General features: G+C 54.8%; 13 protein-coding genes. 11 read left to right on the forward strand and 2 right to left on the reverse strand.

The genetic code is table 11. The annotated features are described in order from the left end of the window. Window positions 1-29: 29 nt before the first annotated feature. The gene (purB, locus tag IPM31_17810; GenBank protein MBK9008831.1) at window positions 30-1,364 is read right to left on the reverse strand and encodes an adenylosuccinate lyase; all 1,335 of its coding nucleotides are present in this window, start codon (window positions 1,362-1,364) and stop codon (window positions 30-32) included. Window positions 1,365-1,410: 46 nt separating this feature from the next. Here purB and guaB point away from each other — a divergent pair, with 46 nt between their 5' ends. From guaB to IPM31_17865, 11 genes are all read left to right on the forward strand, one after another. Then, entirely contained in the window at window positions 1,411-2,850 is a 1,440-nt protein-coding gene (gene guaB, locus IPM31_17815) for an IMP dehydrogenase (GenBank protein MBK9008832.1), read from the forward strand. 196 nt (window positions 2,851-3,046) lie between these two features. Next, entirely contained in the window at window positions 3,047-4,384 is a 1,338-nt protein-coding gene (locus IPM31_17820; GenBank protein ID MBK9008833.1) for an aspartate aminotransferase family protein, read from the forward strand. Window positions 4,385-4,505: 121 nt separating this feature from the next. After that, entirely contained in the window at window positions 4,506-6,575 is a 2,070-nt protein-coding gene (locus tag IPM31_17825; GenBank protein ID MBK9008834.1) for a molybdopterin biosynthesis protein, read from the forward strand. Continuing rightward, on the forward strand, window positions 6,572-6,940 hold the full coding sequence (locus IPM31_17830; GenBank protein MBK9008835.1) for a response regulator: 369 nt from the start codon (window positions 6,572-6,574) through the stop codon (window positions 6,938-6,940). Before IPM31_17825 ends, IPM31_17830 begins: the two co-directional genes overlap by 4 nt. 167 nt (window positions 6,941-7,107) lie before the next feature. Continuing rightward, a complete protein-coding gene (gene bcp / locus IPM31_17835) occupies window positions 7,108-7,575 on the forward strand; it encodes a thioredoxin-dependent thiol peroxidase (GenBank protein MBK9008836.1) in 468 nt (155 codons plus the stop codon). A 137-nt stretch (window positions 7,576-7,712) separates the two neighbouring features. Continuing rightward, window positions 7,713-8,732 carry a cytochrome c oxidase subunit II gene (coxB, locus tag IPM31_17840; GenBank protein MBK9008837.1) on the forward strand — a complete coding sequence of 340 codons (1,020 nt, stop codon included), beginning with the start codon at window positions 7,713-7,715 and terminating at the stop codon, window positions 8,730-8,732. A gap of 151 nt (window positions 8,733-8,883) precedes the next feature. Next, complete coding sequence (locus IPM31_17845; protein MBK9008838.1) at window positions 8,884-9,276, forward strand: hypothetical protein; 393 nt, start codon at window positions 8,884-8,886, stop codon at window positions 9,274-9,276. Beyond that, window positions 9,240-9,668 carry a cbb3-type cytochrome c oxidase subunit I gene (locus IPM31_17850; GenBank protein MBK9008839.1) on the forward strand — a complete coding sequence of 143 codons (429 nt, stop codon included), beginning with the start codon at window positions 9,240-9,242 and terminating at the stop codon, window positions 9,666-9,668. Before IPM31_17845 ends, IPM31_17850 begins: the two co-directional genes overlap by 37 nt. Continuing rightward, window positions 9,614-10,486: a cbb3-type cytochrome c oxidase subunit I gene (locus IPM31_17855; GenBank protein ID MBK9008840.1), complete on the forward strand. Its 873-nt coding sequence runs from the start codon at window positions 9,614-9,616 to the stop codon at window positions 10,484-10,486. The genes IPM31_17850 and IPM31_17855 overlap by 55 nt, the downstream gene beginning before the upstream one ends. Window positions 10,487-11,483: 997 nt before the next feature. Beyond that, entirely contained in the window at window positions 11,484-11,630 is a 147-nt protein-coding gene (locus IPM31_17860) for a hypothetical protein (protein ID MBK9008841.1), read from the forward strand. Between the two features lie 85 nt (window positions 11,631-11,715). Further along, a complete protein-coding gene (locus IPM31_17865) occupies window positions 11,716-12,087 on the forward strand; it encodes an SCO family protein (GenBank protein ID MBK9008842.1) in 372 nt (123 codons plus the stop codon). A gap of 90 nt (window positions 12,088-12,177) precedes the next feature. Here the strand turns inward: IPM31_17865 and IPM31_17870 are convergent, their stop codons facing one another. Then, complete coding sequence (locus IPM31_17870) at window positions 12,178-12,570, reverse strand: hypothetical protein (protein ID MBK9008843.1); 393 nt, start codon at window positions 12,568-12,570, stop codon at window positions 12,178-12,180. Between the last annotated feature and the right edge of the window lie 181 nt (window positions 12,571-12,751).

Below are 12,751 nucleotides of genomic sequence, written 5' to 3' on the forward strand. Positions count from 1 at the left end.
TGTAGTGACGACTTCAGTCGTCCCAATATTCAGCGACTGAAGTCGCTAATACGAATTGCACTATCTGTTATTTCGATCGCCAAGCCGATATACGACTCTGGCGTTAGACTCATCAACTTCGCGCGCGTTACTTCGGGGACGTCTAACGCTTCGACCCACGATTTATAACTGTTTCTATCCATGACGCGTCCTCGCGTCTGCGATTTGAGCGACTCGTACGCGTCGCTTCGTCCCGCCGCGCGGAGGATCGTCTGCGCCCCCTCGCCGACGACTTCCCAATGCGCGTTCAACTCCGATTTGATTCTCTCCTCATCCGCCTCCACGCGACTCATGCCGCGAATAATGTTATTCCACGCGAGAAGCGTATGCCCCAGCGCTACGCCGAAAGTTCTGCGCACGGTTGAGTCGGATAGATCGCGCTGTAATCTTGAGATGGATAACTTCTGCGAGTAGTGGGTGAGGAGCGCGTTCGCCACGCCGAGATTTCCTTCCGCATTTTCAAAGTCAATCGGGTTGATCTTCTGCGGCATCGTCGAAGAGCCGACCTCGCCTTCGACGGCTTTTTGCTTGAGATACCCGTCGCTGATATATCTCCAAATGTCCTGCGCGAAGTCTATCAGGATGGAATTGGTCAATTGAATGGAATTGAAATAACGGATCCAATTGTCGTACGGCAATATCTGTGTGGTGACGAGATTCGGTTCAAGCCCAAGACTGCGGATAAAATCTTTGTTGAATGAAATCCAATCCACTTGCGGCGCGGCGGCGTGGAGCGCGTTGAAGTTGCCGACCGCGCCTGTGAGCTTCGCTTCAAATGTGTGGCTCGCAATTTCATCGCGGCATGTTTTCAAGCGTAAGTGATAAACCGCAATTTCTTTTCCCAGCGTGGTCGGCACGGCGGGCTGACCGTGAGTCCGCGCGAGGGCGGGGAGGGCGCGATATTGTTTTGCGAAGTCTCGCAGGGAGGATATGAGATTGTCTAGCGCGGGGAGCAGGACTTGATCACGCGAGTCTTTCAGCGCGAGGGCTTGCGCGATGTTGTTGATGTCTTCAGAAGTTAATCCGAAGTGGATCCATTGATGCAATTCTTGCGGCAGTTTATCTCTTAGGAAATATTCAATCGCTTTCACGTCGTGCCGCGTCGTTTTTTCGTATTCTTGAATCTTGCGCGCGTCTTCCTCTGTGAACGAGTCGAGAGAAATGTTGGGGGGTGGGCAAATACCCGCTACGGCGAGCGCAGACAAAAAGTCGAGTTCGAAGCGCGCGCGGGAGCGGAGGTATGCAAATTCGGAGAAGAAATCCCGCAGTGTGGAAGTCTCTTGTTCGTAGCGTCCATCCAATGGAGAAAGCGCGTGAAGTCTCATCGTCACGCATTATAATTCGGGCGTTTGATTTTCAGAGGAGATTGAGATGAAAATTTTGACCGATGTCGCGCTGACGTACGACGATGTTTTGCTCGTGCCGCAATATTCCGATGTGGATTCGCGGCGCGCGCTTTCCACGAAAAGTTATTTGACGAAACAGATCGAGTTGCAAACGCCGATCGTTTCCGCCAACATGGACGTGGTGACGGAGAGCGAGTTGGCGATCACGATGGCGCGCGAGGGCGGGATCGGAATCATCCATCGTTTTATGACGATTGCCGAGCAGGCGCGTCAGATCGAGCGCGTGAAGAAAGAAGAGTCGTTTGTTGTGGATGGTCCCATCACGATGAACGAGGCGAACACGGTGGGCGATGTGAAGCGCGTGGTGGAAGAAACAGGCACAGGCGGAATTTTGATTCTGGACGCGAATGAAAAATTGATCGGCATCGTCTCGCCGCGCGATCTGTTGTTTGAAGACGACGATAGCAAACCTGTCACTGCCATTATGACGCGCGAAGTTCATAGCGCGCCGCCCGATACGTCGTTGAAAGAAGCGGAACGCTTGTTGCATGAATATCGTGTCGAAAAATTGCCGCTGGTGGGTAAGGACGGTCGCGTGGCGGGGCTGGTCACGTTGAAAGATATTATGAAGCTCACGCAGTTTCCCAAAGCGACGAAAGACTCGAAGGGGCGGTTGGCTGTCGGCGCGGCGGTGGGCGTGCGCGATAAAGAAATGCACCGCGTGGAATCTGTGTTGAACGCGGGCGCGGATTGCATTGTGGTGGACATCGCGCATGGCGATTCGCACCTTGAGATCGAGATGATCAAAAGCATCCGCAAACATTTTGGCGAGGCGCAAATTATCGGCGGCAACGTGGCGACGGGCGATGGAACAAAACGACTCATTGACGCGGGCGCCGACGCGGTGAAGGTCGGCGTGGGACCCGGCTCCATTTGTATCACACGGATCGTGGCGGGCTCGGGCGTTCCGCAATTGAGCGCGGTGATCGAGTGCGCTGAAGCGGCGCGTTCGTTCGGCGTTCCGATCATTGCCGACGGCGGGATTCGCCAGCCGGGCGACGTGGTCAAGGCGATTGCGGCGGGCGCGTCGAGCGTGATGATCGGCTCCATGTTGGCGGGCACCGATGAAAGCCCGGGCATGATCCTCACTCGCAAAGGTCATCGGTATAAAGCGTCGCGCGGCATGGCGTCGCTGGAGGCGAATATCCTCCGCAACAAGCGCGAAGGCAATGACTTATCTCACGAAGAGATCGAAGAATATGTCGCCGAAGGTGTGGAAGCCGCAGTGCCGTATCGCGGCAAGGCGCGCGAAGTGTTGAATCAATTGCTTGGTGGTTTACAATCGGGCATGAGTTATAGCGGCGCGCATTCGATTGAAGAGTTGCGACAAAAAGCGATCTTTGTGCGGATGACCGGCGCGGGCTTGAAAGAGTCGGGTCCGCATGATGTGGAAGTGATTGGATGAGTTTCAAGTGTCAAGTTCCAGGTTTCAAGTTTCAAGTTTCAAGTTTCGAGAGGCTTGTTCATGTGATAAATCTTTGCTACGGATTGACACGGATTTCACGAATTTTTTAAACCAATCAGTGTCAATCGGTGTAATCGGTGGCTGAGGTTTTCTCGATACGATGGTAGACCTGATAAATATTTTTTGTGGAGTAAAGATGACAAATCAAACTACAAGCAACTGGCTCGAAAAAGATAAAAAGCAATTGCATCCTGTCTATCATCCGAAATCGCACGCCAACGCGCTCGTCGTTGAACGCGGCGAGGGCGTGTGGCTGTACACCGCCGACGGAAAAAAGATCCTCGACGGCATGGCGGGCTTGTGGAACGTCAACGCGGGATATGGACGCGAAGAACTCGCCAAAGCCGCGTATGACCAGATGAAGGATTTAGCGTTCACCTCCAACTTTGCAGGCATGACGAATCTTCCCTCCATTCGGCTTGCCGACAAGTTGGCGGGCTTTGCCTACCCCGGGCTGAACACAACCTTCTTCACCTCCGGCGGATCGGAATCAAACGACTCGGCGTTCAAGACCGCGCGTTATTATTGGAAGCGCAAAGGCAAGCCGACGAAGTACAAAGTCATCGCGCGAAAAGGTTCGTACCACGGCGTAACGCTTGCCACGACATTTGCGACCGGGCTTGAAAAATATCAAACGATGTTCGGTCCCGCCGTGGAGGGATTCATTCACATCCCCGCGCCGAATCCGTATCGCTATGAAGGGGAGATGAAAGCGGGCGAGACAATCGGTCAAGCCGCCGCGCGAGCGCTCGAAGAGGCGATCTTGCGTGAAGGCGCAGACACGGTCGCCGCGTTCATCGCTGAACCGGTCATGGGAGTCGGCGGCGTCATCATCCCGCCTGACGATTATTTTCCGCTCGTCCGCGCGATCTGCGATACATATGAAGTCCTGTTTATTGCCGATGAAGTCATCACAGGGTTTGGGAGAACGGGGGAGTGGTTCGCGCTCAAGCATTGGAACGTGAAGCCAGATATTCTCTCGTTCGCCAAAGCCATCACCAGCGGATACGCCCAACTCGGCGGCATCCAAATCTCAGACGAGATCCGCGAGACGATGGAGTCTGCGGCGGAGAGCGAAACTTGGATGCACGGCTACACTTATTCAGGTCATGCCATGGCGTGCGCGGTCGGCTTGAAGAATCTCGAGATCATGGAAGCAGAAAATTATCCTGCGCGCGCGAAGGAACTCGGCAAACGCCTGCTTGACGGGTTGAACTCGCTCAAAGAATTCGGCTTCGTCGGCGATGTGCGCGGATTGGGTCTCCTCTGCGCGGTGGAAATTGTCTCGGATAAAAACGCCAAAACCGCCGACCCCGCACAAGCGATGAAAATCTTCAAAGCCGCGCAAGAACGCGGGTTGAGGACACGTCCCGTTGGCAATTCGCTCGCCTTCGCGCCTCCGCTGGCTATCAATGAAGAGGAAGTGGATGAGATCGTGAAGAGGTTGGGTGCGGCGATGGATTCGGTGGGGTAGGTTATGAGTTACGAGATACAAGTTACGGGTTACAACGTGTTTACCTGTGCACTCAGCCGATCGCCAATCGTAAATCGCAAATCGCCAATCGTAAATCGCCAATCGTAAATCGTAAACCGCCATGTCCATCTACCTCCACGACATTCCTCTCCCTCAAGCGCAAGCGCGATTCCAGCAAGCCCTTGAAGAGGCGAATCTCTGGCGCGTGTTGAGCGTGGAAGTCATACCGCTGGATGAGAATGCGCTGGGTCGCGTCACTGCCGAGCCGATTTGGGCGAAAATGTCATCGCCGCATTACCACGCCTCCGCCATGGATGGCTTCGCGCTTCGGGCGGTTTACACGAACGGCGCGTTACCGTCGAAGCCGATCACGCTTCACCTCGGACCCGAAGCGGAGTACGTGGACACGGGCGACCCTCTGCCACAGTGGGCAGACGCGGTCATCCCCATCGAAAACGTCGAATCGCTGGACGAGCATGGAAACATCACAAAAGATATCCGCGATCCCGCCTCGATTCGAATTCGCGCTTCCGTCGCGCCGTGGAGTCACGTGCGCCCGCTGGGGGAGGACATTGTCGCGACGCAGTTGGTGCTGCCCGCCGGGCGCGTCCTTCGCCCGGTAGATTTGGGCGCGATCGCCGCGGCCGGGCATCAAGAGGTCAAAGCGGCGCGCAAGCCAAAGGTGGCGATCATCCCCACCGGCACCGAACTCGTCCCCATCGGCAGTCAACTCAAAGCGGGCGATATTCTCGAATACAACTCGCTGGTCATCGCCGCGCAGGTTCGCTCCATGGGCGGCGAGGCGACGCGCTACCCCATCGTCCGGGACGATTTTGAGTTGATTTGCGAGCGGGTTCTCGAAGCCGCGCAATCCCACGATTTGATTTTATTGAACGCGGGTTCCTCCGCCGGTGCGGAGGATTTTTCGGCGAAGGTAGTTGAAAAACTGGGGACGCTCCTTGTTCACGGAGTCGCCGTCCGCCCCGGTCACCCCGTCATCCTCGGTCTCCTCAATCGCCAATCCCTAATCGAAAATCGTAAATCGCAAATCGTAAATCGCCAATCGCCAATCGTACATCGTAAATCGCAAATCGAAAATCATGAATCGCCCAATCCGGAGCCTGAAACCTGGAACTTGAAACCGATCATCGGCGTCCCCGGCTATCCCGTCTCTGCCGCGCTCACGGTCGATATTTTCGTCGAACCCATCCTTGCAAAATGGCTGGGGCGTAGACAAAAAGAATTGCCTGTCGAAACCGCCGCGCTGACGCGAAAACTCGTCTCGCCGGCGGGCGACGATGATTTTGTGCGTGTCGTGGTCGGTGAAGTGGGCGGGAAACTGCTTGCCGCGCCGTTGTCGCGCGGGGCGGGCGTCATCACCTCGCTGGTTCAAGCGGATGGTCTAGCCCTCGTCCCAAGCGGCGCGCAGGGCATCGAAGCGGGTGAAAAAATCCAGGTGCGTTTATATCGCAGTAAAGCCGAAATCGAAAAGACGATTTTCTGCATCGGCTCGCACGACCTCACCCTCGATTTGCTCGCGCAGTTCTTATCCGAACATGATCGCAGGCTGGTGTCTGCCAATGTCGGCTCACAAGGCGGATTGATCGCATTGCGGCGGGGAGAAGCGCATCTCGCAGGCTCGCATTTGCTCGATCCTCAAACGGGCGAATATAACATTTCGTCTATTCGTCGCTACATGCCCGGTAGGCCGGTCAAAGTGATCGCATTGGTGGGGCGCGAGCAGGGCTTGATCGTGAAAAAGGGAAACCCCAAAGGGATTACAGATCTGAGAAGCCTGACCAGTTCGCAAGTCAGGTTTATGAATCGCCAACGCGGCGCCGGCACGCGCGTCCTGTTGGACTATCATTTGAATTCAATGACAATCCCGTCCGAGTCCATTGTTGGCTACCATCAGGAAGAGTATACTCATCTTGCTGTTGCGGCTTCTGTGGCATCGGGTCGCGCCGACTGCGGGCTTGGTATCGCCGCCGCCGCCCAAGCGCTGGATTTGGATTTTATTCCGCTGTTTCAAGAACGCTACGATTTGGTGATCCCGAAAGAATACGCCGAAGACGAACTGCTCGCGCCTCTCTTCAGACTTTTGGCTGATTCGCCTTTTCGTGAAGCCGTTTCGCAACTGACAGGATACGACGTGTCTGTGATGGGCAAAATTATTTTGGAGGATGAATGACCGAAGCGCTTGTTGTGGATGATAATCGTCAGACGGCTGATGCCTTGCATCAGATGTTGGATGTGTTGGGTGTGAAGGCGCGCGTGGCGTACGGCTCCAGCGCGGCGATTTCGATTTTGGGAAGCGGCTTCACCCCAAACTTGATCTGTCTTGACGTGAACATGCCCGGCATCGATGGCGTGGAGATTCTCCTCTATTTGCGGCGCGAGCCTCGCCTGATCTCTGTGCCGGTCATTGTGATCACGTCTGATGATCAGCCGGAAACGCGGCGCAAGGTGATGAGCGCCGGCGCTACCGAGTTGCTCATCAAGCCCGCCACCATCGATGCGCTGGAGAGCGCGTTGAAAAAAGCGAAGATGTTGTAGAACACGCCTCGCTTGATTATGTCGGTACGCGCCTAGCGTCGCGACGAAGTTCAAACCCATCGCCGCTGTCAAGCGCAAAGCAAGGTTTGCGATCCTCGGCGATCGTTTTTTTGTCTAATTGTTGGCTCAACGTGTATAATGGGGAAAATTTTTGGACGCCAACCCCAATGCCAATTTCTGCTGGAATCTCCGCCCCCGATTTTGAATTGCATGACGATACGAATATCGCAAGAAAACTGTCCGAGTATCGCGGCAGGAATGTGGTCTTATATTTTTATCCCGCCGATGATACGCCGGGGTGCACAAAGGAAGCCTGCAATTTCCGCGATGATTATTCCGCGTATGAACAAGCGGGCATTGTAATTCTTGGCGTCAGCCCGGATACGGTCGAATCGCATGTGAAGTTCAAGAAAAAATTTATGCTCCCATTCCCGTTATTGGCTGACGAGGGACATCGGGTTTGCGATCTCTATCAAGTTTGGGGACCGAAGAAATTTTTAGGCAAGTCTTATGAGGGCGTATTGAGGACAACTTTTTTGATCGACGGCAACGGAATGATCGTGAAAGTGTTTGAGCAAGTGCGCCCGGCGCAACACAGCGCGGAGGTTCTTGCGGCGTTGGCAGAGGCGCCCTAGGCTGAATCAGCCGTCCCTGCGGAGGAAGCGCGGGGTTTCCTCCTTGTGAAAATTGTGACAATCTGCGAATTATGATAAACTTAGGCGGCTTCTGATCGAGGGTCTCCCTCATCAGATTTTTGTTTCAGGAGAAGAGTATGCGACATTTCATCGTTGTGGGAATATCAACCATTCTGGCGTCGGTCCTTTTGTACATGGGGCTGAGCGCGGCGCACTTGATGCCTGTGGCGGCAAGCGCGCAGGCGGTTCCGATCGATTGGATGTGGAACCTGATCTTGATCGTGATGTCATTTTTCTTTTCGCTCATTGTGGTGCCAATGGGGTACAGCCTGATCGTGTTCCGCCGCCGGCGCGGTGAAACCGGGGAAGGCGCTCACTTTGAGGGGAATACCACGCTTGAGTTGTTTTGGACGGCGATCCCTTTGTTGATCGTGGTTTCTTTTTCGGTGCTTGGCGCGCGCAATTTAGCCCAAACATTGGCGCGAAACCCGCAGGCTCCTGTTATTAAAGTAACAGGTTTGCAATGGTCGTGGAGGTTTGAGTACCCTGCCGATCCTGCGACCGGTTTGGTTGTGGTTTCCGATCAGTTGCACATACCGGTCGGGGAGCAGGTGTTGTTGCGAATGACCTCCTCGGATGTGATTCATTCCTTCTGGGTTCCTGAATTCCGCGTCAAGCAAGACCTGGTGCCGGGGCGGTTTACGGAATTGACCATCACTCCCACTGAAGTGGGGAGTTACAAGGTGCGTTGCGCCGAGTTGTGCGGCACAAAGCACTATTCCATGGAAAACCCGGTCATTATTCAATCGCAAGCAGAGTATGATGCTTGGTTGGCGGGTGAATTGGAAAAAGCGAAACTCGCCGCCTCTTCGCCGGAGGGATTCGGGCAGTTGCTCGTTCAGCAAAACGGTTGCACGGCTTGCCACTCGCTTACCGGGGGAACGTTGGTTGGTCCCACCTGGTTTGGGTTATACGGCTCGCAAGTTGAACTCTCAAACGGCGCCACCGTAACCGCCGACGACGCCTTCATTACCGAGTCGATCAGCAACCCGCAGGCAAAGATCGTCAAGGGCTTTGAAACGGTTCAGATGGTTCAATACACATTTACTCCCGACGAACTCTCGGCAATCGTCGCATATATCAAAACGATCAAGTAGGCGGTGGAGGTTTCATGAAAATAACACTTTAGGAAGGGCTTTCCTTCTTCTTGTCATTGCCGGCGCGATCGGATACGGCATCGGTCTTGGCATTGATGCTGCGATCCGTGGCGAGCTGAAATTCTCGGCTTCTGTTCCTTCCGCATTCGCGTTGTTGTTTGGGTTTACGGCGTTCTTCTTTGGTTTGTACGGTTATCGCGGCATCACGCGCGGATTGGTCTTTCAAGTTGTCGGCACGGTGATCGGCGCGGCGCTTGTGACCGGTATCCGCGCGTTGATGGGACTGGAAAGCATTGGCGCATTTCTGTTCACCGAACCGGCGTGGGTGTTTGGAGCGTTGGTGGGCGTGGTCTCTTTCTTCTTCGGCGTCGGCGTGATGACCGATTGGGTGAAGTGGGCGCGGGGATCGACACGCCCGACCATCATGAAGACGAGCCGGGTTGGCAAAAATACTTTGGCGTATCGCTGGATCACAAAGTCATCGGCATTCAATATACCGTCACAGCGTTGTTCCTCCTCGCGGTTGGCGGTACTTTTGCGCTAATCTTCCGCTCGGAACTTGCCGCATCGGGCTTGGATTTCCTCACCCTTGAACTCGATGTCTTCAATCAGAACGGTCCTCAGATCTACAACACGCTCATGTCGCTTCACGGCATGATCATGATCGTCTCGATCCTGCTCGGTATCTCGGGCATTATGAATTATGTCGTTCCGCTTTTGGTGGGCGCGCACGATATGGCATTCCCGCGCATGAACGCCTTCGCGTACTGGGTGGCTGTGCCAGCTTCTGTTTTATTGTTGCTTGCGTTGATCCTCGGCGGTTTTGACACGGCTGGACTGGTTATCCTCCGCTTTCCTCGCGCGCCCCGCTTGGCGTGCAAATGTTCTTTCTGGGCGTGTTCACAGCCGGTTGGTCGTCCATCCTCGGCGCGTTGAACGTGATCGCCACGGTCGTCCGTATGCGCGCGAAAGGCATGACCGCCATGCGGATGCCGATCCTCGTTTGGGCATCCGTCGCCACCTCCATCATCGCCCTGACCGCCACGCAGTTAATCGGTCTTTCCTTCCAATTGGTGATGTTCCAGCGTTTTGTGGTGTGGGCGCATCACATGTTCACCTCCGGTATGAACGAATACCTGCGCGTGCCGTTCATGTACAGCACCATGCTGGTGGCTGTTCCCACGGGCGTGAAGTTCTTCTCGTGGGTGGCAACCATGTGGGGCGGAAAGATCGAGACGCCAACCCCGATGCTGTTCGTCCTCGGGTCTATTGTTGTATTTTTGCTGGGCGGCGTCACGGGTCCTCCAAACGCGATGGTCGCGCTCGACCTCCACTTGCATGACACCTACTGGGTCGTTGGACACTTCCACGACACGATCTTCGGCGGATTCGTCTTCCCGTTCTTGCCGCCATTTATTATTGGTTCCCAAAGCGACCGGCAGAAAATGAACGAGTTCTGGGGCAAAGTGCACTTCTGGTTGATGACCCCTCGTTCTTTTGCGCTGACGCTCGGCATGATGTTCATCGGTCTGCGCGGCATGCGCCGCCGTATCGTGGATTACGATCCGCCCTCGGTTCGATGGCGCGCAATTGTTCCTGACCGTTTGCGCCTTCCTCATCGCCATCTCGATCTTGATCTTCTTCATCAATTTCTTCCGAAGCATCAAGCATGGCGAGCCGGCCACAGGAAATGCGTGGAATTCTCGCTCGCCCGAATGGCAGGTTCCCTCGCCGATGCGGCTCCACAATTATGAAGTTCCATTCTAGCGGTTGGCGGAACTAATGACGTTACCGCTTCCGGCTCTGAAATTTGTTGAATTCGCGGCGAAGTCAGCTGGAAACATTAACTCAAAGGGCAGGTAGCCGTTCATGTCGAACAAACAACAACATCCTAATTTACTGTCGCAGGGCGTGTTTATTTTCGTAAATCTTGCGGTGTTGACCGCGCTGGAATTCTTTGTCGCATCACCTTCAACTCGGTCGTTATTCTTGTGGCGGTGGCGATTGTCAAAGCCGCCTTGGGTGCTCTGGTATTACATGCACGTAAACAAGCTGAGGAAAGCGAGAGAGCAACTACGAATCGTACGCCTACAAGAGGGATCAACCGCCCCGGCTTTGGCTCTTTCTCGTCTCCGACTCGTTCGTGTTCGGCGGGTTGATGGTGATGCGCCTCAGCCTGCTGGGCATGACCCGCCCAGACCTCAGCCAAACCCTCGGGTTCTTTGTGACTGCGGTGCTTCTCATCTCCTCATCTTTATGAACTGCGGCGAAGTTGAACCGCACAACGGCAACCGCCAGGGATTTTACGAAACATCATGGTCACCTTTGTGCTGGATCGTTCTTCCTGCTGGGCGTGATCCCATTGGAGTGGCACACCGTGCCTGCCATTGCCGAACCAATCCTTCACTTATTCGGCGAGCCGGGGGAAAACGTTATTGAAAGCTCGTCGGGATTCGCAGGAGCGGCGTTTCTTCATGATGACGGGAAAGGCATGCCTTTCGCGTGTTGACCCGGCTGATCTCTCCTCTCGATCATTTGATCAACGGCAAAGAGGGCTTTACGATGAGAAGCAGTGCGGTCGAAGCGCCGCGGTGTACTGGCACTTCATCGACGTGGTGTGGATTTTCTTCTCCCCGCTGTATCCGATCGGGACAGCGGTCTAACGCAAACCAAGACGGCTTTCGGCGCGACACAATATGAACGCGGGGCGACCAGCACAAGGGTCGCCGTTTTTTGATGAAAGGTCAATTCATGGATCGAAAAATTCTATTGGCCGGGGAATCGGCGTTGTCATGTCTCATCACGATCATCACAGCCGTGATGATCTTTGCAACCAGACGAATTTCGCCGCGCGTATTAGCGTCGAACCGTACCCGCTGGCTGGCGAGATCGAATTAGCGCGCCTACGGCTCTGTGTTCAGGTTAAGCGAACAGCGCGGCGGTGTTGTATTGCTCTTCTTTGGCTACACCTCCGCCCCGGATCATGCCCAACCACGCTCGCGGATGGCGAAACTCGCCATCGAGGGGGTTAAAACCCACAAGCGCAACAGATCAAGGTGGTGTTCGTTACCGTCGACCTGAACGTGACACGCCCCAGCGCGTGCAGGAATATGTGGATCATTTCAGCGCGTCGTTCATTGGCTTGAGCGGCGACGAGTCTGAGCTGGCAACCGTTTGGAGCGATTATGGTATTTTCCGCGAAGTCATGGACAGCGAATCGGCCACCGGGTATCTCGTCAACCATACGGCGCGCATCTTGCTCATCGACCGCAACGGCAACCTGCGCCTCTCTTTTCCGTACGACGCGCCGGTGGAGGATATCATCCACGATTTGAAACTGGTCTTGGAAAGATAGCATGACCAGCAAAAATTTACATCAAACGGATCGGCATCTCCTTGTTCCTGGGCTTGCCGATCGGAAGCTTTAACCGAAACGCCCATCTTTTTACTCGGTCAGCAACTCGCGCGCCGCAAGAGATCGTTTTGACCATACCCAACGGAACGTCGGAGCAAGTGGGCGCGCGGCGAACAGCCTCCATCCATTCCGACAAACATGATGTTTGTTGTGGGCGATACGCTGATCGTCAACAACGAAGATGTGGTCGACCATAAATTGGATCTCCGCTGTGGATCCCGCAAAGGCTTCTGCCCGTTTATCTTTCAACCAAGGGAAAGCCTCACGTACGAATGCACGTTTCAATCGGGGAATTACTTTGGGCTTGAAGTGCGACGCGCTGACGCCGTATACGCACCTCGTTGGAATTCTCGGCACGGGTCTGCGCTTGCCGAGGCTGATCGCGTTGTAATAGCCTTGTGATGCCGTTGAAAAAAAGACCATGCTCCTGCGTGAATGAACAGCCGCGCGTGGCAGTCGACCAACCCTCCGTCTTCGCCGGAACGCTGTTGGTTTTGTCCGCCTCGGCATCCGGCAACTGGATCACTGAAACGCGGGCGCGGACAATGCGCATTACCTTGAAATGGATCCACCACCGCATCGATCTCAATGTTGAAATCCCCGA

This window comes from Candidatus Defluviilinea gracilis (assembly GCA_016716235.1).
GTDB lineage: Bacteria > Chloroflexota > Anaerolineae > Anaerolineales > Villigracilaceae > Defluviilinea > Defluviilinea gracilis.